This window comes from Sandarakinorhabdus sp. FBCC-B8862 (assembly GCF_059745315.1).
The window spans coordinates 724,885-746,391 of record NZ_CM185574.1; the positions used below are offsets into that span (position 1 = coordinate 724,885).

17 protein-coding genes are annotated in these 21,507 nt (G+C 68.1%); 9 read left to right on the plus strand and 8 right to left on the minus strand.

The window, feature by feature from the left end; all coding sequences use genetic code 11:
* Window positions 1–26: 26 nt before the first annotated feature.
* Window positions 27–2,018: a CRTAC1 family protein gene (locus AC6BOR_RS03445; protein ID WP_498059816.1), complete on the plus strand. Its 1,992-nt coding sequence runs from the start codon at window positions 27–29 to the stop codon at window positions 2,016–2,018.
* 64 nt (window positions 2,019–2,082) lie between these two features.
* Complete coding sequence (locus AC6BOR_RS03450; protein WP_498059817.1) at window positions 2,083–2,727, plus strand: TetR/AcrR family transcriptional regulator; 645 nt, start codon at window positions 2,083–2,085, stop codon at window positions 2,725–2,727.
* Between the two features lie 3 nt (window positions 2,728–2,730).
* On the opposite strand, the gene AC6BOR_RS03455 is transcribed toward AC6BOR_RS03450, so the two are convergent.
* Window positions 2,731–3,801, minus strand: a complete 1,071-nt coding sequence (locus AC6BOR_RS03455; protein ID WP_498059818.1) for a serine hydrolase domain-containing protein — start codon at window positions 3,799–3,801, stop codon at window positions 2,731–2,733.
* Window positions 3,802–3,850: 49 nt separating this feature from the next.
* Here AC6BOR_RS03455 and AC6BOR_RS03460 point away from each other — a divergent pair, with 49 nt between their 5' ends.
* The 3 genes from AC6BOR_RS03460 to AC6BOR_RS03470 are packed head-to-tail and all read left to right on the plus strand — an operon-like array spanning window position 3,851 to window position 7,282.
* Entirely contained in the window at window positions 3,851–4,531 is a 681-nt protein-coding gene (locus AC6BOR_RS03460; RefSeq protein WP_498059819.1) for a GntR family transcriptional regulator, read from the plus strand.
* Window positions 4,528–5,721 (plus strand): zinc-binding metallopeptidase family protein, encoded by a 1,194-nt coding sequence (locus AC6BOR_RS03465; RefSeq protein ID WP_498059820.1) that lies wholly within the window; start codon window positions 4,528–4,530, stop codon window positions 5,719–5,721. Before AC6BOR_RS03460 ends, AC6BOR_RS03465 begins: the two co-directional genes overlap by 4 nt.
* Window positions 5,722–5,764: 43 nt before the next feature.
* A complete protein-coding gene (locus tag AC6BOR_RS03470; protein WP_498059821.1) occupies window positions 5,765–7,282 on the plus strand; it encodes a sulfatase-like hydrolase/transferase in 1,518 nt (505 codons plus the stop codon).
* Between the two features lie 55 nt (window positions 7,283–7,337).
* Here AC6BOR_RS03470 and AC6BOR_RS03475 read toward each other — a convergent pair whose 3' ends face one another.
* From AC6BOR_RS03475 to AC6BOR_RS03490, 4 genes are read right to left on the minus strand one after another with little or no spacing between them, the layout of a single operon-like run.
* The gene (locus AC6BOR_RS03475) at window positions 7,338–8,093 is read right to left on the minus strand and encodes a TorF family putative porin (RefSeq protein WP_498059822.1); all 756 of its coding nucleotides are present in this window, start codon (window positions 8,091–8,093) and stop codon (window positions 7,338–7,340) included.
* The gene (locus AC6BOR_RS03480) at window positions 8,032–9,249 is read right to left on the minus strand and encodes a S8 family peptidase (protein WP_498059823.1); all 1,218 of its coding nucleotides are present in this window, start codon (window positions 9,247–9,249) and stop codon (window positions 8,032–8,034) included. The genes AC6BOR_RS03475 and AC6BOR_RS03480 overlap by 62 nt, the downstream gene beginning before the upstream one ends.
* Window positions 9,246–9,902, minus strand: a complete 657-nt coding sequence (locus AC6BOR_RS03485) for an anti-sigma factor (RefSeq protein ID WP_498059824.1) — start codon at window positions 9,900–9,902, stop codon at window positions 9,246–9,248. Before AC6BOR_RS03485 ends, AC6BOR_RS03480 begins: the two co-directional genes overlap by 4 nt.
* Window positions 9,899–10,432: an RNA polymerase sigma factor gene (locus tag AC6BOR_RS03490; protein ID WP_498059825.1), complete on the minus strand. Its 534-nt coding sequence runs from the start codon at window positions 10,430–10,432 to the stop codon at window positions 9,899–9,901. The genes AC6BOR_RS03485 and AC6BOR_RS03490 overlap by 4 nt, the downstream gene beginning before the upstream one ends.
* A 143-nt stretch (window positions 10,433–10,575) precedes the next feature.
* Here AC6BOR_RS03490 and AC6BOR_RS03495 point away from each other — a divergent pair, with 143 nt between their 5' ends.
* Window positions 10,576–11,748 carry a class I SAM-dependent methyltransferase gene (locus AC6BOR_RS03495; protein ID WP_498059826.1) on the plus strand — a complete coding sequence of 391 codons (1,173 nt, stop codon included), beginning with the start codon at window positions 10,576–10,578 and terminating at the stop codon, window positions 11,746–11,748.
* An 8-nt stretch (window positions 11,749–11,756) separates the two neighbouring features.
* On the opposite strand, the gene AC6BOR_RS03500 is transcribed toward AC6BOR_RS03495, so the two are convergent.
* From AC6BOR_RS03500 to AC6BOR_RS03510, 3 genes are read right to left on the minus strand one after another with little or no spacing between them, the layout of a single operon-like run.
* A complete protein-coding gene (locus tag AC6BOR_RS03500) occupies window positions 11,757–13,856 on the minus strand; it encodes an ATP-binding cassette domain-containing protein (protein ID WP_498059827.1) in 2,100 nt (699 codons plus the stop codon).
* Entirely contained in the window at window positions 13,853–16,519 is a 2,667-nt protein-coding gene (locus AC6BOR_RS03505; protein ID WP_498059828.1) for a cysteine peptidase family C39 domain-containing protein, read from the minus strand. Before AC6BOR_RS03505 ends, AC6BOR_RS03500 begins: the two co-directional genes overlap by 4 nt.
* Window positions 16,516–17,661 (minus strand): HlyD family secretion protein, encoded by a 1,146-nt coding sequence (locus AC6BOR_RS03510; RefSeq protein WP_498059829.1) that lies wholly within the window; start codon window positions 17,659–17,661, stop codon window positions 16,516–16,518. Before AC6BOR_RS03510 ends, AC6BOR_RS03505 begins: the two co-directional genes overlap by 4 nt.
* Before the next feature lie 159 nt (window positions 17,662–17,820).
* Here AC6BOR_RS03510 and AC6BOR_RS03515 point away from each other — a divergent pair, with 159 nt between their 5' ends.
* The 3 genes from AC6BOR_RS03515 (at window position 17,821) to AC6BOR_RS03525 (ending at window position 21,274) form a co-directional block, all read left to right on the plus strand.
* Window positions 17,821–19,662 (plus strand): hypothetical protein, encoded by a 1,842-nt coding sequence (locus AC6BOR_RS03515; protein WP_498059830.1) that lies wholly within the window; start codon window positions 17,821–17,823, stop codon window positions 19,660–19,662.
* A gap of 28 nt (window positions 19,663–19,690) precedes the next feature.
* Window positions 19,691–19,828 (plus strand): hypothetical protein, encoded by a 138-nt coding sequence (locus AC6BOR_RS03520; protein WP_498059831.1) that lies wholly within the window; start codon window positions 19,691–19,693, stop codon window positions 19,826–19,828.
* Between the two features lie 108 nt (window positions 19,829–19,936).
* A complete protein-coding gene (locus AC6BOR_RS03525) occupies window positions 19,937–21,274 on the plus strand; it encodes a TolC family protein (RefSeq protein WP_498059832.1) in 1,338 nt (445 codons plus the stop codon).
* The last annotated feature ends 233 nt before the right edge of the window (window positions 21,275–21,507 follow it).

Below are 21,507 nucleotides of genomic sequence, written 5' to 3' on the forward strand. Positions count from 1 at the left end.
GGTAACTTCATACGGAGGCGCAGCAGATGACGGGATTGGCACAGAATATCAGCATGATGGCGCTTCTGGCTGCACTGGCGGCGACTCCTGCCCTCGCCGCCGATGCGCCCTGCCCCGCCGCCAAGACCAAGGCCAAGGCGCTGTTCGAACGCGTCGCCGTGCCCGGCATCACCGATCTGTCCGATGGCACCGGCAGCGCTGCGCTGGTGGACATGAACCGCGATGGCCGGCTCGACATCCTGGTGGTGGGCGACAACCGCAACCGCGCCGAACGCCGCGCCGGTGGCGAGCTCCGGCTGTTCCTCAACCAGGGCTGCTGGCGCTTTGCCCGCCACCCGATCCTGGTCAGCGGCAGCGGCTTCACCGCCGATGCCATGGGCCTGCGCACCCAGATCGCCAATCTCGTCGATTTCAACGGCGATGGCTGGCTGGATATCTTCCTCACCCGCAACCGCGGGCCGGTGAACGCGCCGTCGGGCGGCAACAATCTGCTGATCAGTGATGGCAGCTGGGATCGGTTCCGCGATGTCGGCAAGGCGATGGGGCTCGCCAATGATCAGGCCTACAACCGGCAATCGGCCATTGCCGATGTCGATGGCGATGGCTGGCTCGATATCGCGGTGGCGGCCGACAATATCGGCAACACCCAGCGCCTCGGCATCCCGCGCCACCGCTTCTACCGCTATGTGCCCGCCGCCTCCGGCCGCTTTGGCGATGGCCGGTTCGAGGATCTGTCCACCAGCGGCCTCATTCCCGGCTTTCCGGGCGAATTCACCTGCAATCCCACCATCGATCGCGCCGGCCCCGGCATCATGCTGCGCGATCTCGACAATGATGGCGATCTCGATCTCGTCCAATCCTATCATATCGACATGAACATGGCGCGGCCCACCGATCCGTGCGCCAGCGGCGAATATCACACCGGCGTGTGGGTGTGGCGCAACCGCCTGAAGGAGGATGGCAAGTTCGGCTTCGAACGGCTGACCGGCAATGGCCTCGCCGAAGCCGGCCGCGCCCGCTGGAACCGGCAGACCGGCCTCTATGAACCCGAGGCCAAGGCCATCAGCCTGCCCTATCTGGCGGCCGGCGATATCGACAATGATGGTCTCGCCGATCTGATCGCCGTTGGCCCCAACGATCTGTCGTGGACAGTGAAGACCGACCGTTCGGTGGCAAGGCTGTGGCGCAACCAGGGCAATTTCCGCTTCGCCGAAGCCACCGATGCCGCCGGGCTCGGCGTGCTCAACCAGCCCTATCGCCACTGGCAGGATTTCTTTGGCAGCAAGATCGGCGTGCCCGGCGTGATCCACGAAAAATGCCCGGACTTCACCCCCAATTACCCGCTGTGCAAGGATTTCACCCGGCTGGATTACAGCATCTATGGTGCCGATGCGCTGTTCGAGGATTTCAACAATGATGGCCTCGTTGATCTGATGGTCGCCGATCGCCACGAGCTTGACGGCGCCTGGGACGAACTGCGCAACATATTGTTCCTCAACAAGGGCGATGGCCGCTTCGAACCGGTGCCGGTGCCGCTGTCTGGGCTCGACCGCAACAGCATCGCCATGGAGGCTGGCGATCTTGATGGTGACGGGTTGATGGACCTGATGTTCATCGCCGATCCAGGCCACTCCTATCCCGAAGGCCAGTTCGGCCTGCCGCCACTGCCGGCGGGGCGGTTTCTGGACACGGTGTGGCGCAACCGCGGCGCCTTTGGCGGGGCGGGCAACCACTGGATTGCACTGGCCTTCAACAACGTCTCCCACGCCCGGCTGGCCGGGGCCCGCGTCATCGCCCGCGCCGATGGCCGCATCATCGGCTCCCGCCAGCTCTCCTCCAGCCAGTCGTACAAAAGCTCGTCGGCCCTGCGCGCCCATTTCGGCCTCGGCCAGCGCCGCCGTGTCGATCTGGAGGTGATCCTGGCCGATGGCACCCGCATCGCCCTCGATGGCCTCGCTGCGGACCGCACGCTCGAACTGGATGTGGGCGCCGGCAGCACCCGCGTGTTGACACCATGAGCATCATGGTCTGGTGTTGCGCGCATGTGGCCGGCCCTGCGCCGGCCGTGCGGAGCCGCAATTCATGTCCTTCGATCCAAACAAGCGCCTGATCGTGGGCGATTTCATCATCGAGCAGCCCCCGGCCGCCGAAGACCGGCGCGAGCAGATCTTCTTCCACGCCGCCCGCCTTTTCGTCGAAAAGGGCATCGGCAACACCTCCATGGCCGATATCGCCAAGGCGGTGGGCATCACCAAGGCCGGCCTCTATTATTTCGTCGAGAGCAAGGAGGACCTGCTCTACACGCTGATGCGCTGGGGCATGGAGGTGCTGGAACGCGACGTTGTCGAACCGGCGCGCCTGATTGACGATCCGGAAGCCCGGCTGGCCGCGATCATCCGCAACCATGTTTACAACATTGGCCGCGTCCAGGGGCCACAGGGCAACCCGATCACCATCCTGGTGGATGAACCCGGCCAGCTGGGCCCCGAACGCCAGGCCGATATCGACGGGCGCAAACGCGCCTATTTCGAATTCGTCCGCGGCACGCTGGCGGCGCTCAGGGCGCAGGGCAAGCTGGCCGATGTCGATCTCAACGTCGCCACCTTCTCCATCCTCGGCATGATCATCTGGATGGGCCGCTGGCGCCGCCCCGGCGGCCCGCTGGAACTGGACGAGATTGCCGATCACATCACCCGGCTCAGCCTCGGCGGCGTGCTGCGGAAATAAGCCTTATTTGCCCAGCAGTGCGGCCAGGAATTCGGCATCGCTCCAGCGCGGCGGCGCGTTGCCGCTCTGGCGCAGCGCCTGGCGGTCAAACCGGGTCAGCTGCACCGCCTGGCGCACCACCACCATGCCGCGCGACGGCAGCACATACAGGCGCTGATCCCCGGCGCCGGCCGCCATCACCAGATCGGGCGCGAGTTTCTGCAGGGCCGCACTCTCGCCGGGATCGCGCGGCCTGCCGGCCGGATCAATGCCATCGGGCCCACCCGCCAACCAGAAGGTGACGCCATAGGCCGGATTGGCCTTGCTGCCGACAAACAGGGATTTGAACGTGGCCGGGTCCACCAGTTGCTTGCCGCCCCAGCGCCCGCCAGCCCGCACGAACTCGCCAAAGCGCGCCCAATCATCCGCCGTCAACGCCGCGCCGGCAGCCAGCATGGCATCGCCCGTTGGCCCCCGCCCCCAGCGCTGCGGCTTGATGCCGAGCGGCGTCAGGATGCGGGCATCCAGATAGGCCAGCGGATCACTGCCCTTGCCCGCCGCCACCAGCTTGCGCCGCATCACCTCGCCAAAAATCTGGAACGGGTTGGGGCCATAGCTGAAGCGGCTGCCCGGCGCCGCCTCAGCCGGGATGGCCACCGCCTCGGCATAGCTGGGCGGCCGGCCCACACGCCCACCGCTGATCCCGCTGGTCAGTGACAAGAGCTGGCGCAGCGTGATGCCGGCGCGGGCGGGATCGGCCTGCCATTCGCTGATGGTCTTTGAAACCGGCTCCTCCAGGCTGAGCAGCCCGTCCTGCGCCGCCGCCGCCGCCATGATGCCGGAGAAGCTTTTGGTGCCCGATGCGAGGCCCCAGGCCACGCCCGGCCCGCCGCCATTGGCATAATCGCGGCACAGCGGCGTGCCGTTGACCAGAGCCAGCACCGATGCGCCGTTGCGCGCCACCGAATAGGCGTTTGCGGCCACGCAATCGGGCGTTGCGGCCACCGCCGGGCCTGCCGCCGCCACGAAAACCGCCAAAATCGCCGCCTGCACCTGCTGCATCTCGTCCTCCAATTTTGCAAGATTGTCAGACAATCTGGCATGAGAGTTGACCGCTGGGCCAGCCCGAGTCAAGCCTTGCGGCATGACCGTGCCACCAACCGGCTTCACAAGCCGCACCCTCACCCAGCAAATGGCCGATACGTTGGTGGGGGAGATTCTCACTCGCCGCATCCCGCCCGGCACGCGCCTGCGCGAAACCGAACTGGCCGCCCGCTTTGGCGCCAGCCGGCCGGCCGTGCGGGAGGCGCTGCACCTGCTGCGCTCGACCGGCCTGGTGGATGATGCCCCGTGGAAGGGCGTCCGCGTGGTGGCGTTGAGCCGCGAGGAACTGATTGATCTCAATGATTTGCGTGGGCTGGTCTTTGGCTTCACCGTGCGCCGCGCTGCCGAACGCGCCCGCCCGGCCGATCATGCCCGTTTGGCCGAAGCGCTGGGCCTGATGGTCGCCTGCGCCGCTGATGCCAGCCCCGATGCCTATGAATGGCGCCGCCGGCAGCTGCACATGCTGCTGGCCGAAGTGGCCGGCGGCGCCAGCGTGCCCGGCCGCCGCCGCAGCTTTGTCGAACGGCTTGATCATGCCTGGGAAATCGAATCCATCCGCACCCCGGCCCAGCGCACCGGCTCGCTGGCGCGCTGGCAGGAACTGCTCGCATTGATCGCCGCTGGTGACGGCCCCGCCGCCGAACGCCTGGCCCACGTCATGAACGATGGCGCTGCCGCCGCCGAACTGGAAGCCTTTGATCGCGAAGGGAAAACGCCATGATCCGCGCCGCCCTCGCCGCAGCCCTGACCTTGGCCACGCCGGCGCAAGCCAACCCATTTGATGGCGAAAGCCTGCACGCCGATGTCCGCACCTACGTCGCCAAGGGCGATCATCTCGCCGGCAGCCCCGGCGCCCGCGCCACCGAGGATTGGCTGGCCAAACGGCTGAAAACACTGGGCTACAGCATCGAACGCCAGCCCGTGCCCATCCGCATCCACCGCCAACGCAGCCAGTTGCTCATCAATAGCCAGCCCGTGCACGCCGCCCCGATGTGGTGGCCACCCGCTGGCCGCCATCACGTCACCGCCCCGCTTGGCCCCGGCGGCATCGCCCTGATCGATGTTGCCGTGAAAGATCAAAGCTACTTGCCCGCCAGCCTGGCCACCCAAGTCCGCGAGGCCGCCGCACAAGGAGCCCGCGCCGTGCTGCTGCGCACCGCCACCAGTCTTGGCGCCGATGGCCCCTATCGCTTCAACGTGAAGGCCGATGATGCCCCCTGGCCGGTGCCGGTCATGGCCATCGGCACCGCCATGGCCAGCGCGGCACAGGCGAGCAAGAAACCCATCACAATCAAGATGATGGGTAATCCGTCCGATGGCATGGCCCACAATGTCATAGCCCGGCTCGATCGCCCCGGCACCGATCGCCTCGTCGTCATCTCCACGCCCTACACCGGTTGGGGCCCGTGCGGCGGCGAACGCGGGCCGGGCATCGCCCTGTTCCTGGCGCTGGCAAATTGGGCCCGCGCCAACCTGCCCTATGATTTGATGTTCATCGCCACCGCCGGCCACGAGATCGGCCACAGCGGCATGGCCCGCATGCTGGAAACCGGCCCCGCGCCGGCCACAACCAGCCTGTGGCTGCACCTGGGCGCCAGCATCGCCACCCACGCCAGCGCCAACAGCCGCGCCCCCAACCGCGCCACCCGCTATGCCCTGTTTTCCGATGGGCTGGCGCCAGCGGTGCAGGCCAGCATGGCTGGCGAATTCACCCTGGTGCCCACCCATGCCGCTGCCTTTGGCGAAATGGCCGATGTGGTGAAGGCCGGCTATCCCGTCCACCTCGGCTTTGCCGGCTATGGCCCGCATCACCATCTGCCCAGCGACGATGCCGATGCGACCGATCCGGCGCTGCTTGCCGACGCGGCTGCGCGGCTGCTGCCAATCCTGTCGCGCTTCACCAGCCCTTGACACTTACCGACCGGTCGGTAATTCTCGCGGTTGGAGGTGCTTGATGATCAGGACTGCGCATCACAGGCTGGCACAGGCCAGCCGCTTGTTCATCGGCGCCTCGGCAGTGGCCCTCGCAATCCTCCCCGCTGCTGCCGGGCCGGCGGTGGCGGCCGAGCGTGACCGGGTGGCACCCGCGCCGGCCGCGGCCGCTGCCCGCCGGCCCAACATCCTTGTCATCATCATGGATGACCTGGGTTATGCCGATGTCTCGGCCTATCACCGCGGCCGCATCCCCACGCCCAACATCGATCGCATCGCCACGGGCGGCGTGCTGTTCCGCCAGGGCTATGTGTCGGCGCCCATCTGTTCGCCGTCCCGCGCCGGCCTGATGACCGGCCGTCACCAGCAACGCTTTGGCTTTGAGTACAACAATGGCCCCGGCCGGCTCGACCAAGCCGAGCATCGCGGCCTCGATCCGCGCGAACGCACGCTGGCCGATGTGCTGAAGGCGGGCGGTTATCGCACCGGCGCCATCGGCAAATGGCACCTGGGCTGGAACGACGAACATTATCCCACCAACCGCGGCTTTGATCATTTCTGGGGCCTGCTCACCGGGCAAACCAACTTCATCCGGCCGGACGCGCCCAACGCCGTCAACGCCTTCCCGCCCTCCAAGCCCGGCGATGGCCGCGAATTGGCCCAGCCTTATCAGGTGGTTGCCCCAACCGAACAGATCGTCACCGGCCCCACCCGCACCGTCGTTGACATGGGCGATCGCCACATGACCGAGGTGATGACGGATCAAGCCCTGCGCTTCATCGATGCCGGCGGCGACAAGCCTTTCTTCCTCTATCTTGCCCACAACGCGCCGCACACGCCGCTGCAAACCACGCGCGAATGGTATGATCGCTTCGCGCACATCCCCAACACCACCCAGCGTGTCTATGCTGCCATGGTCGCCATGGCCGATCACCAGATCGGCCGCGTGCTCGATCATCTGGAAGCCAAGGGACTGGCACAGAACACCATTGTGGTGCTGCTCAGCGACAATGGTTGCGCCGCCTACATCCCCGATTTGTGCAGTGCCGAGCCGCTGGCCGGTGGCAAGCTGACCTATCTGGAAGGCGGCGTGCGCGTGCCGTTCATGCTGCGCTGGCCCGGCAAGGTAAAGCCCGGCCAGACCATCGACCGCCCGGTCTCAAGCCTCGACATTTTCCCGACCGCAGTTGCCGCTGCCGGCCTCAGCCTGCCTGCGGACCGCGCCTATGACGGCATGGATCTCGTCGCCCAACTGAAGACCACAAAGGCGCGTCCGGCCCTGTTTTGGCGCACCAGCCCGATGGCGGCGATCCGCCAGGGCGATTGGAAATATGTTCGCAACGCTGACGGCGAGGAACTGCTCTACAATCTGAAAGCCGACCCAGGCGAAACCCGCAACCGCATCACCACCGACGCCGCACAGGCCGATCTGATGCGCAGCGCCCATGCTGCCTGGTCGGCCACCATGGCGACACCGCTGTGGAAGCCACGCACCACCGAATTCACCTTCGGTGGCCGCAGCTTCAAATTCCTGCCCTGAATCCGACTGATGCTGTTCCTGATGGCTGCTTTTTCGAGTCTGAGCTCGGGGTCGATCAAAAGGCGTGGCTGATCGACAGGAACGGACGCACACGACCATTTCTGGCATAGACCGGATAGCCCGTCGCGCCCATGCCGGCGGTCAGGAAAAGTGGGCCAATCGGACGACCGATCTGCAATCGCCAATCGACAAATGGCCGCATCGGCGCACGGCCGCGGCCATCTGGTTGGGCAATCACGGATAGACCTGCATGCCCTTCCAGATTCCATTGCCCCACAGCCAGCAGCCGGGCGTTCACTTCGCCATAGTAGCTCACACGATTGTCCCGGCGATAGTCGGGCGAAACATAGAGCCGCGCCTTGATCGATTTGTGGGTGATGCCGGCATAGGCCTCGAAAAAGCCACGACGATATTCGATATCCACGATACGGTCGTAACTGCGATGGATCAGCCCGGCCTCGACCGAAAACGTACCAAGCCGTGCAGCATAACCGGCATATTGATTGGCATAGGCAAGGCGTGGCCCGCCACTCGCCGCAGCCAGACTGGCGCCGCCGCCGGCAAAGAAGCCACTCTGATGGTCGAAGCTGAGCGCCAGCGATGCGGTTGGCGCATCGCTGCTGACGCTCTGGCCGCGAAACAGTTCGTTGGATGAAAGCGCCACCGATCCAGCCCACTGCGCCCGGACTGGGATGGCCAGAAGCATTGCCAGTATCGACGCAAGGCGCACGACCGCCAACGGCGACAGCCTAACCCCTGGTTGAGCACCTGTGCTCAAATCGCCCGGCCCGCGCCAGCGCAGCGCAGGCATCGATCAAGCCAGGCGGGCCCAGCAGGCTGCTGGGGCTGGTTGCCCGGGCACTGGTGCCGGCCACCTGGTGCAGCAGTGCCGCGAGACCGCTGACATGCGCGGCGGCGAACGAACTGCCACTTACCATTGCCCATTTTCCATTCGGCTCCGTCGTCGGGACATCGATGCCCGGCGCAATGTAGACAGGGGGTTGACCGCTTGGCAATCGCGCGTCCGCCACCGGCAGCACACCTGCCACAAAGGCAGGGAAGCTGCCGGCCGGCTGCTGCGCATCAACAGCAGCGACCACGATGATGTTGCGACGGACCGCCAACGTCACAAGCATTTCCAGCAGCCGGTCATTCGGGCCGGTCAGGCTGAGATTGATCACGTCGGCGTGATTTTCCAGCGCATAGGTCAATGCCTTGGCCAGAGACAGCGTGTCACAAACGGTGGGCCCGCCAGGCGCACGCTCCCAACATGCGCGCAGGCCCAGCACGCGGGCGCCGGGTGCCACACCGGCAATGCCGATTTCGTTGTTGGGCCGAGCAGCGATGATGCCGGCAACGCCGGTGCCATGGCGCTCGGCATGGGCCGTTCCGCCAGCGGCAAAATCCGGTGCACTGGTGATGCGCCCGGCCAGATCGGGATGCGCGGCATCGATGCGGCTGTCCACGATGGCGATCGTGACGCCGCGGCCGGTGGCCATGCCGTGAAGCGCAGCGAGATCCCAGCTTTTTGCCGCTGGTTGTGCTGGAAACAGGCCGTCGTTGTAGGTTGGCGGGGCCGTCGGGGCCGACTGCATGCGATACTGGTTCAGCGGCTGTGACCAGGCGACGCCCGGCAGCCGCGACAGCGTCGCTGCGACCGCCTCGGGCGGCCGGGCATCATTCACGGCCATGATCACGCAATCCACACCAATGAGCGCCATCGGCCAGGCTTCCAAAACCGTGAGATTATGTTGCCGGGCGATGCGCCTGGCCAAGCGAAGGCGGGCCTTCTCCGCCATGGCATCGCCATAGGGACCACCATAATCCCCGCCCGACCGGAAATGCTCCGCACCCAGCTTCAGCATCACCATCACGCGGCGTTCGTCCGGCGGCTCGGCCGCACGCACGGCCGGAACCGCTGCCAGCAACAGGCCCAGCAGCAGCAGAAGGCGCCCAAGCATCCTCATGATTGCGGCCCATCCAGCGGCTGCGCCAGCCGCACGCGCGCATCGGCACGCAGCGCTGCGAGGGCGGCATCCCGCCGGTCGGCCGGCAGCGCCATCTGCCAGGCACCGGCGGCATTGGGACCGGCCAGCAGGCGGCCGCCTTCCGCCGACACAATGGCATCAGCCGTGGCGGCATCAACGCCGGGGGCAAACATCACCAGGCCATTGGATGCCAGCGGCGCAGAACCATTGCTGAGCGTGCGATAGTTGGCATCAGAACCGGTGCCGGGCATCTGCCAGACGGCCACGACGGTTCCCAGGCCAGCCACCAGCAGGAACTGGGCCGCCATGCGCGCCATCGGCCAGCGAGGGGCACTCGCCGGAGGGGCCATGCGGGCCTCGCGGGCGGCGCGGGCGGCGCGGGCGGCGGCCAGGTCCACCACCGGGGCCGACACGTGGAGGCCCAAGCGTTCCAGAAGTTCGGGCGACACGGCCTCGGCGCGGGGCACGGCCTGGCGCACCAGATCGTCGAGTCGGCGGATGCGTTCGGCATGGGCCGACAGCCCGGGATCATCCGCCACGGCCTTCGCCATGGCGTCAGCTGCCTCGGTCGGCAGTTCGCCATCGATCCAGGCGGCAATGTCGTGATCGCTGTGATGTTGTTCCCGGTTCATGCTGCTGCGATCCTTTCCGGCCCGCCGTGCACGCTGCCATGCACATGGGCCTCCACAAATTGCCGGGCGCGCGACAGCCGGCTCATCACCGTCCCGATCGGGATATCGAGCAGTTCGGCCGCCTCGCGATAGCTTTGGCCGTCGATCACCACGATGGTCAGAACCCGGTTGAGATCGGGCGGCATCGCCGCCAGCGCGCCGCGCACCGCCGCCAGTTCCGACCGATGCTCCAGCCTGGCCAGTTCATCCTCGCCGGCCAGATCATGCGCCTCATCGACATCCACGCTCACACCGCGGGTGCGGCGGCTGCGCAGCTGGTCGATGTTAAGGTTGCTCGCCATGCGGAACATCCAGTTTTCCAAGCTGGTGCCCGGCTGCCAATGTTCGATCCGCGCCAGCGCCCGTTCCACGGTGGCCTGCAACAGATCATCGCCCCGATCACCATCGCCGCCGGCCAGGCCCCGGCAGAAGCGCCGCAGCCGGGGCAAAAAGGCAATGATGCGCGGCCGCACATCCTCGGTATCCGTCAAAGGTGCCGCACCATTCATCATGCCTCCAGCGCATCAACGCGCTTGCCGGCGGATTATTCGCCAAGCCTACAAATAAATCGCTGCCCCCGCAAAGCCGGCACAAATGCGGGAATTTTCGCCAGCGCCAATCGTTGATGCGGGGGATGAGCCACGCTAGCCCGCATGCCCTGTCACCCGCCATGAAACTGGTGGCCTCGCCCGATTTCACGCTGGGCCACAGCGGCGATGGCCGCAGCTTCGTGATGGGGGAGACCGAGCCTTATCCGCAATATTGGCTGGATGATCGCGAACGGCTGCTGCTGGCGCTGTTCGGCAAGCGCGGCGGGCTGCGGGTGAGCGACGGGATCGGCCGCATGCTGGCGCTGAAGCCCGCTGGCGACTGCAGCCGCGAAACCCGGCGGCTGCAACGCGCCATCGCCGGGATGCAGGTCGCTGGCGTGCTGGTGGCGCCAGGCGGCGAACGCTCCCGCTATGGCGCGGAAATGGCCGCCGCCTACCACGCGCACCGGCCTTTCCCCGCTGCCATCATTGCCCACCTGGCGCGGGACGGCGGAATCGGGCCGGGCACACGCCTGCTCGATCTGGCCGCCGGCCCCGGCAGTCTGGCGCTGCAGGCCGCCGCGCTCGGGGCCGAGGTCACGATCATGGAATATTCGCGCGGCTTCGTGGCTGCCGCCAGCGCCGAGGCGGCGCGGCTGGGCCTGCCGCTCACCTGCCTCAACGAAAGCTGCAACCGCCTGCCCCAGCATGATGGGCAATATGATCTGGTCACCATCTCGCAGGCATTGCACTGGCTGGATGACGTGGCGGTGTGCCGGGGCCTGTGCCGCATCCTGGCGCCAGGTGGGCGCTTCGTGGTGATTCACGCCGCCATGAGCCTGCCCGAAACCCATCCGCTGGCCTGGATCCTGGGCGATGGCAGCCCATTGGGTGCCAAGGCTGCCACACCCTTTGCCGATGGGGCGCATGCGCTCCAGCATCGCCTGTCCCTGCTGTTCGCCGGCCTGCAGGCCCCGGTAGACCGGCATGATCCGCAGCCGCCACGGCTCGGTCTGGCTGCGATCGCGCCCGCTGGCCTGCAGCTGTTTCATCAGCCGCGGCCCATTGATGCGGGCTTTGCCCGCGCCTTTTTAAGTGATGCCCATGTCGCCGCTACCGGCATGCCGGCTGGGCAGCTCTGGCAGCGCATCGCCGCCGACTGCGCCGCCGCGCCGACCGCAGCCCTGATGGGATCGATGCAATGGGCGGTGCTGCACTTCGCGCGCGGTGCCGCCAGCGGGGCGGCAACGGATTGGCAGACGATCGCCTGGCCCTGAACCGCCCATCAGGGATGAGCGATCACCACCAGGGTTTCAGCTTCGGCCAGCGCGGTGTCGAGGCAGGTGGCCATTGTCGCCGGATCCAGCGCAGCAAAGCTCTCATCAAGGATCGTCACCGGGGCCTTCTGCAGCAGCGCCCGCGCCAGGAAAATGCGGCTGCGCTCTCCATGCGACAATTGCCAGCCGGTTTCCCCCACCGGCTGGAACAGTCCGCCGGGCATGCGCGCCAGCAACGGGCCCAGCCCCAGCCGCTCGCACAGCGATTGCGCGTCATCGAGGTCCGCCTTGGCCGGCGGCCATTGCCGGCCCATCAACAGGTTGAAGGCCAACGGAGCGGTGAGGATGTGATTGTCGTGAAACTGCGGCGCCAGCGCCACGTGCCGAGGCCAGTCATCGCCGATGCTGTGGCCATCCAGCCCTTCAAGCAGCAGCAGGCCGGCATCGGGCGCATGCTGGCCGGCCAGCAACCCCGCCAAGGTGGATTTGCCGCCGCCCGATGGCCCCTCGATCAGGATGCGGTCGCCGGCGTTAACAGTCAGATCCACCCCCGCCACGGTCGGCCGCTGGCTGCCTTCGTGGGCATGATGCAGGCCAAAGCCTTCGAGCAGAGGGCCCGATGGCGGTGTCGCAACAGATGGGCGCGGCGGCAGGCCGGGCGCCGGACGCCGGCGGCCGCGCGCGAATTCCCCCACCTGGCCCCAGGCAAAGCCGGCGCGTGACAGGCTGGCCAGCCCGTTGCCGATGCCGGCCAGCGCGCGCTGGGCCAGAAGCAGGCCACCCAGGCTTATCGCCAGCGCCGTGGCGGCCGGCGGCATGGGCCGGGCCAGCGCCGGGGCGAGCAGTGCCAGCCCGGCCACCAGCCAGCCAATCGCCAGCCCGGTGCCCAGCGCCAGCGTGGCGGTATCCATCGCCTGCGCCCGCGCCTGATAGGCAACCAGCCTTGCATCCTCATCGACCGCGCGCCGCTCCGCCCGATCCTGCGCCAGCCGCGTGCGGTGGCCGATCATCGCTTCAATCAGGTGGTTGGTCAGGTCCATCCGGCTGGTAGACCAGGCCGCAATGCGGTGGTGATAGCGACTGGCCAGCACCACTGTCAGGATCAGGAACAGGCCGAGCAGCGCCAAGTGTACCATGGCGGCCGCGCCCAGCGACAGCACCCAGCCGGCAAAGCCCAGTTCAACCGCGCCCACCAGGACGGCGAACCCGCCGCCCAGCACCAGGCCATCGAGCGCCTGGGCCTCCATCAGCCGGCCGATCAGACGGCCAACGCCCTGGCGCTTTACAGCATTGGGTGGCAGGGCCAGCGCGCCAGCCAGCAATCGGGATTTTACCAGCCGGCCGACATCGATCGCGAACATCGCCTCGATCCAGTTCGCCAGCAACCGCGCCGGCAATATGGTGAAGCCGAGCAATAGCCAAGCCATCAGCCAGCCCCAGTCCAGCCGGCCCGAAAGCGTGGCACCGCCGATCAGCTGCCAGCTCCACAATTCGCCACCATAAAGCAGCACGAACAGCGCAATGATCTGGGCCAGCCGCCACCCGAGACCGACCGCCGCCGCCTGCTGCACTGCGCCCGCCCCAGCGGGCAGCCGCAGCAGCGTGATGCCAGTCAGCGTTTGATCGGCCAGCCGCTGCGCGACCAGCGCATCGGCCACCGCCACCAGCCGCGCCGACGCGATGCCGGCGCGCCGCAGCAGGCGCTCCACCTCCGGGCGCGCAGCGCTGGCCATGCCACCGGTCAGCCAGCCGGCAAGCTGGCCCGCCTCCACCGCATGGCAGCGGCCATCGCGGCCCAGCAGCAGCGGCCGGCCCCGGCGCTGGCCCACCAGCCCCAGCCAGCCCGCCGGCCCCAGCCGCAGCAATGCTGGCCCGCCCTGCTGCAATAACCCTGGCAGATAGGCGACCGTCGCCACCACCGGCAGCGCCTCGATGCCCAGTTGACGACCGGCCCAGCCCAGCCAGTCATCGTGCGCAACCGCCGGATCGTGCGGGATCAGGCCCGGCGCTTCGCCCGGCACCAATCCCGCGCGCTGCGCCAACGCTGTCAGCAAATCGCCAGCTTCGGCCTGAGGCCACAACAGCCCGTCGGGCGCCACCGCCGTCATGCCCGCGCCTCCACCCGGCCATCGACCACATGCCAGCGCCGCCAACGCCCGGCCTGCCACAATTGGCCGCTCATCTGCTGTTCCGCCGCGATCAGTTCGGCATAGCGCCCGCCAACGCCCAGCAACGCAGCGGGCGCGCCGTCTTCCACCAGCCGCCCGTCCTCGATCACCAGCACGCGGGCAAAATCGCGGGTTTCGGCGATATCGTGCGTCACGCAGATCAGGCTGGTCGTGGCCCAGCGCCGGCGGGCGCTGGCCAGCAGCTGTCGGCGCTGGCCACGGTCAAGCCCGCGAAACGGCTCGTCCAGCAGCACCAGGCGCGGCGTCGCCATCAGATGGGCGCGGCCCAGGCGCACCCGCTGCCCCTCGCCGCCTGAGAGCAAGCCGCCGCCTTCGCCGATCGATGTCTGCAGCCCCTGCGGCAGTCTGCTGGTCAGGCCGATCAGGTCACAATCGGTCAGCGCCGGTCGCACTCGGGCGAGAGCGCCATCGTCGCTGGCATAGGCCAGATTGTCGAGCAGCGACCGGTTCCACAGCTGCACCTGCGGGTCCACCCAGGCCGTCACCAGCCGCAGCGCCGCCAGCGCCGCCGCATCCAGCGGCGCGCCATCCGCCAGCAACTGCCCCTCGGCCAGTTCGTGCCAGCCCAGCAACAGGCCGAGCAGGCTGGATTTTCCGGCGCCGGACCGGCCGACCACCGCCACATGCTCGCCCGCCGACAGTGCCAGATCGAGCCCTTCCAGAATCACATGGCCGCCCGCCACCACCCGCCCGCCGCTGATGCTGATCGCGACCGGGTGCGCACTGGCCGGCGCTCTGACGGCGGACGCAGGCGGGCTGGATGGCGCGTCCAGCGGTTCCAACTGGCGCAGCAGGCTGCTCCGCATCGCCGGATAGGCCCGCGCCAGGCCCGACAGCCGATCGGCAATCGCCGGCAGCCGCAAAGTCCAGAACAACAGCAGCAGATCGGCGCCACTGATGCCACCCTGGGCCGAGAAGTGCCGCACCAGCAACGTCGCGGCCAGCGTGGTCGTCAGCAGCATCTGCACCGCCTCGATCGCCAGCGACCAACGCGCCAGCCCGCGCGCCGCCTGCACCCAATCCACCAGCAGCTCTTCATGCTGGCTGGACACCGCCGCTTCGGCCCGGTGCGCGCGGATCGGCGCCAGCCCCAGCAGCGCATCCAGATAGAAGCCGTGCAGGGCGCCACCATGGTTGCGCACCCTCAGGTCGGCCTCGTTCAGCAGCGGCTGCACCAGCGCCGGCAGGCCAAGCCCCAACGCGGCAAGCGCCAGCGCCCAGCCGATGCTGCCCGGCGCGATGCAGGCGATGGCGATGAGGGTCAGCACCAGCTCGCACACTGCCTGCACGGCCTGGGTCGCCAGCACCGGAATGCCGCGCACCGCCTGGATATTGTGGCTGCGATCAGCCATGTCGGTGATCGGCCGGCTCTGGAAATAACGGTCCCTCAGGCGCGGCAACAGCATCAGCACGGACTGGCGCAGGCGAAGTTCCAGCCGCCGTCCCTGCCCGATTGCGCGGGCTGCCAGCCCCAGTTCCAGCATCCCGGCCAGCAGCAGCAACAAGCACAGCAGGGCGAGCGCCGCCAACCGCTGCCACGGCAGCGCCAGGCTCTGCGCCAGGTCGATCAGGCCACGAAACAGCGCCACCTGCACCAGAAGCGCCAGCCCCTGCACCAGGATCGCCACCGCCAGCCGGCCGGGCTGCAGCGCGCCATCCTGCTGCATCAGCGCCCAGGCCCGCTGCAGCGGGCGCGCCCGGCCTTCCGCCAGCGCCGCGGCAAGTTCGGGCGGTAACCCGGCCGCAACCGGTGCGGCGGCGCCAACCGCCGCCATCAGCACCCCGCCGCTGATCCGCAGCATCTGCCGGCTGGCATCCGTGTTTGCCAGATCGGGTTGAACCGACCAGTATTCGGGCGGAAGCAGCGCGAAGATGTCGTTTTCACTGGCCAATGTGTCGCGAAACAGCGCGAAAACCACGCGTTCCGCTTCGGTGCCGCGCACCAGGCCGCCGGCTTCGCACAGCGTGCCGGCCAGCCGCGCCGCCGCATCCAGCGCGCCAAATCCGAACCAACCTTGATCTGCCGCCGCCTCGGCAAGCGCAGCGGCCACGGCCTCGGCGTCAAGGCCCAGGCCGGCCAGCCGCTGGCCCAGCAGGCCGCGCCACTCCTCGCTGTCGCACCACTCCCGCCAATCCTGCGCCGGCACCGATTGTTGATGGGCGAAGATCGTTTCTGTAAAGCGCTTGCGGCTGATCCAACGCCGGCCGATCGCCGGGTCCATCACCTGCAGCCACGGTCCGTGGCTGGCCCACACCACCACGAAATGCGTCGCCGTGCTGGCATGGCGCACCACCACGATGGCCGGAAACTGGGCCTGATCATCAAGGCCGATGAAATCGCGCGGCAACAGCATCTGTTCGGCCGCCAGGCCCAATTGGCGGGCCACGCTTTCGATGGCGTCGATCGAAGTGCCGTCCACGCTGGTTTGGCAGGCCTCGCGCAGCCGGCCATAGCTGATCGGCACACCATGACCATCCAGCAGGCACTTCAGCGCCGCCGGTCCGCAATCCATCGCCGAGGTCTGCACCACTTCCGGCGCCAGCCACCGCCGGCCGCCGGGCTGCCGCCACCAGGCGCTCACGCCCATTGCCCCAAGCTGCGCAGCAACAGCACCGCCGGCGGCACCTGTTCGGTCAGCACGTCCACCTCGCCCGACATGCCATGGTGCAGCGGCGGCGCGCGCCCGCGCGCCGGCACCAGCCGCAAGTCCACGCGCAGGCCGGCGGCATCAGGTTCGGCCGCCACCCGCTCTACCACCGCCGGCACCGCGCCATATTGCGCCCAGGCAAAGCCATCCAGCCGCAGCCGCGCCGTCTGCCCAGCGTCGAGCCGGCCAAGGCCATGGGCGGCATCGAAGCGGGCGACAATCTGCAACTGCCCGGCCGGCACGATGCTGGCCAGCACCGCCCCGGCCGGCAGGATCGCTCCCAGCCGGTGGACCGCCACCGTGCCGATCACCCCCGCCGCCGGCGCCCGGATCAGCCGAAGCGCCAGCGCGCGCCGGGCCTCAAGCACCGCCTGCAGGCTTGCCGCCGATTGTGCCCGCGCCCCGGCCAGTTCTGCACGGATGGCATCCACCCCGGCATTGGCTTCGGCCGCCACGGCACCGGCGCCGGCAGCCGCTTCGCGCTGCTGTTGCGCAAGGGCCATGCTAGCGGCCCCTGCCTCCTGCGCGTCAGTCGCCGCACGCTGCGCCTCGATCGGCGCCACGCCGCCATCTGTGGCATCCTGCTGTTGGCGTTCGGCCAGTTCCCGGTTGAAGCCGGCGCGCGCCTGCGCGCCATCGGCCCGGGCGCCCGCGGCCGCTGCGGCCGCGCCGGCCGCTGCTGCACGGTTGCGCCCGGCCGCGATAACATCTGCCAGTTGCGCCTCAAGCGCCTTCACCCGCGCCGCATCGCCCGCCAGTCGGGCCTCCGCCGCGGTCAGCGCGAGTTGCTCGCGAAGGTCATCCAGCCGGGCCAGCACGTCCCCCGCTGCCACTGTCTGCCCCACCCGCATCCGCCATTCCACCAACCGCCCACCCGCGTCCGCCGCCACTTGGCGCGGGGCGCTGGTCACCTCGATGCGGGCCTGGCGCGAGACGTCATAGACATTCACCTGCGCCAGGCAAAACCATGCGCCCCACAGGATCAGCAGCACCGTTGCCACCGGCAGGGCCAGGCGGGCTGCATCGCAGCGCTCGGTTTCCAGCGCCCGTGTCGTTCGGGCAAAATCGATGGCCATCCATGTCCCCCGGGCGGCCGCACATGGCCATCTTGCAGCGGGTTCAACGGATCGACGGCCAGCTTATTCGGCCCAGCAAATTTACTTTTTTGTCACGGAATAACCGTCCTGGCGGAAGCGTTTTCCCCAGCAATTCCGACCAAGCGCAGGACCATCACCGTGGCCTATGCCCAGCGTTCCACCTCCCGCAATGACCGCCACTCCGGCCCGGCCGAGGGCGAACGCCTGATGCTCACCAACGCCCGTTCGGCGCTTTTGCAACACGACCGTGCCGCCGATGGCGCCCGCCGCTGCACGCTGTTCGTGCGTGATCAGGAAATCGTGTGGGACGATCCTCGCCATTTCGGTCTGGCCGATCACCTGGCCAGCGGGGCCCCCTTTACCGGCGGGGGCCTGGCCGCCGCCAGTGGGGTGGCTTGGCAAGAGCTGCAGCCGATGCTGCGTGCCCTGATGCGCGCCGGGTTGGTGCAACCCGCCGATGTCGTCGTCCCACCCCCAAGGCACGACAATCAGCCGATGCCCTCGCCGCTGCCGCCGGCACCGATGGCCAGCCCACGCGCCTGGACCGATGCCGCTTGCCTGATGCGGGAATTGACCGGCACGTCGTTGGACCCGCACTGGCTGGAAGCGGTGGTGCCGGTGTTCCGCACCGCCCACATTTTCCAAGATCGCGATGGCCGCCACATCGGCGAAGCCAATGTGTTTCCGGCCGCCGCCCGCACCGACGTGCCAACCGAATGGCGCGGCTGCCCCTATCCCGGCAATCGCTACCAGCCAGACCGGCCGATGAACATGTCGGCATTGCGGGCCATGCGCGCGCACTGGCGGGCGATGATGGGCCTGCTGCTGCAGGTGCGGGACGCCTATCTGAAGCGCTTCCCCGAAGCGCGCAGCGGCTGGACCCTGGCGCACGTCGAGCAATTGACCGTCTGCATCCTGGCGCTGCCCAGCCACCTGCTGCTGAACGCGGCGAACCCCATCGCCAATGGCACCCTGCACCCGGCGCTCTCAAACCTGTTCCGCGTCACCGATGGCGTGCGCATGGCGGTGCACCACATGATGTTCGTGCCGCGCTTCGAACCGATGCACGGCCCCGATGCGCCGATCGACGCCGAAACCCTGCTGGCCTATGCCGAGCGCAACTTCCTGTTCCACTCCGAAACCGGGGTCTGCGCCGGCCCGCGTTTCATGGTGGAGGACATGCTGGCTGCCCTGCTTGATGGTACGCAGCCCCGCAGCGGGCTTGAGGCACAGCCGGATCGTGAAATTTCCTTCACAGCCGACCAGATCGAATCTGCCATCGATTATGCCCTGCTCGGCCTGCAAAGCTTTGGCGCGGTGTTCGCCCTCTGGCCGGCCACCGCCCGCTGCTATGCCCAGCTTCACGAACTGTTGTCAGGTCCGCAGGCGGCTGACGTGCCCGCCGCCACCGCGCTGGCCGCACGTTTTGAGGGCCATTTCGCCGCGCTGAGCCACCGCTCCTTCCTGGCCAGCGAGGCCTGGCGGCAGCACCGCGAGACCGTGTACGACCGCATTGTCGCCAATTGCCGTCGCGGCATGGGCGAAAAGGCCGGCCCCAGCCTGTCACAGCAGTTGGCCGCCGATGCGCGCGATGCCGGCAACGCCCACCGGATGCTGGCCTCGTCCGTGGCGCAGCATCTTGACGGCCACACCGGGCTTGCGGCAGCCGTTGCCGATATTATCATGGACTTCCTCAGCCGTGCCCGCACTGTGCTCGGGCTGGCAACCGCCAGCCAGACCCGGCTGGCAACGCTGCTGGGCAGACAGCCGCCTTCACACGCCCTCAGCCTCGATCATATCAATCTCTACAATCGGTTGCTGGGCGAGGATCAGCGCAGCGTACCCTATCTGCCGGCCGAGCTTGGCCAGCTGTTCGGGCTTCGCATCCAGGTCGACGCTCATCACATCGTCATTGCGCGCGGCCCCGGTCGTGCGCGCCCCCATTCGCTGGCACAGCTGCCGGCGGATCCACGTGCATGATGCACACAGAAGCCAAAGGAGGCTCACTATGAAGATCAAGACCAATCTGCGTGCCGGTGCCAAGAGCGGCACCGTTGCCAGCGGCGGCAAGAGCAGCAGCACCGACAGCAGCAGCAGCACCTACTACCCGCCGGTCGTCACGACCACGCGCTGCGCCGGCCTCTGAGCCGCTGACCAAGGTGGGGACGGTCGCTTTGGGCGCCGTCCCCACCCGTCTGCCATGAAAGTTGCACGTTCGCTCAATCGCCACCGGTGCCTTGCCACCCTTGGTCTGATGCTGCTGGCCGCCAGCGCCACGCACGGCGAAACCATGCCGCTGCCGGCGATCGCGCTGCCGGCCGAATTTGCCAATGCACCCGCCACCTCGGCCCAACCGGCCGACATTGCCCCCTGGTGGCAGCGTTTCGCCGATCAGGCCCTGCCGGGCCTGATCCAGCGCCTCCACGCCGGCAGCCCGCGCCTGGACCAGGCCCGCGCCCGGCTCGCCATCGCACGCGCCGCCACCCGCGCCGGCCGCGCCAACCAACGCCCGCAGCTGGCAGTGGAGGCCGGCGCTGCGACGGCACAGGGCCCGCTGATCAATGCCGCTGGTGGGCAGGGCAGCCTGTTTACCGCCCGCGGCGGCGCGAGTTGGGAGATTGATCTGTTCGGCCGGCTGGCAGGGACCCGCGCTGCCGAGCAACTGGACGCCCGCTCCGCAGCAGATTTGCTGGCCGAAACACAATTGCTGCTGGAAGGCCAGTTGGTACGTCGCTGGCTGGGCTTGCCAATGCTGGTTGCCAGCGTCGATCAGGCAACCCGGATTGCCGTTCTGGCCGATGAAGCCGCTCGCATCACCGAACGCCAACAGGCCTTGGGTGTGCGCACCCGCGCTGCTGTCGATCTTGCCCGCCAAGGCCTTGCCAATGCCCTTGCCCAGCAGGATGAGGCCCGCCTTGCCCGCGATGCTGCCGCCAGCGAGATTGGCACCCTGATCGGCGAAGCTGAGGCCATCGCCTTGCCGCCAGCCGCCACTTCAAGCCCGCCACTGCCCGAAATCCCTGCCGGCCTGCCCGCCGATCTGCTGCTGCGCCGGCCTGATCTGTCCGCCGCGCGTAACCGGGTGCTGGCCGCTGATCAGCGTCTGCGCGCCGAACGCCGCAGTTGGCTGCCGATGCTCAGCCTCACCGGTACCGGCGGCGCTGCCTCAGCCAGTCTTGGCGCGTTGCTGGCAGGCGGGGCGGCCAGCCTGGTGGCCGGCGCCGTCTTTGCCATTCCCGTGCTGGATGGCGGCCGCACCAAGGCACGCGTCGCCGGCCGCCAGGGCGAGCTTGACCTGGCCCGTGCCGAGTATCGTGATCAGGTGCTGATGGCCCTGCGCGACGTGAGCGAGCGGTTGGGCGCTTATCAAGCGTGCCGCAATGGCATTGCCCGCGCTCTCGCCGCAGCTGCCGACGCCGAAACCGCCAATTCCGTCGCACAAACTCGTTTCGCCCGCGGGACCCTCGCCCGCACCGATAGCATCGCCGCCGAAATCCAGGCCCGGCAGCGGCGCTTCGACCTCGCCACCCAGCAAATCGCCTGTGCCGCCACCGCGGTGGACCTCATTGTGGCATTGGGCGGCAATAGCTGAGGCCACACAGCCCTATCTCTTGGTTTCCCTCCACGAGCGGCAGAAGTCCGGCCTCTGGTGCACCGCCGAGCGTCTTCCGGGCCACCTTGCTGACTGCCAGCACTTTCGAGGTGCTGGCCTCACGGTCAACGGAGGATTCAAGCAAAGATAGAAGTCGAAGTTTATGGACATATCTTGAGCCTGCCGGCCCAGCCTGGCGGGCTGCTGCGCTTTGCAGGAAGGTGGTGCCCCAA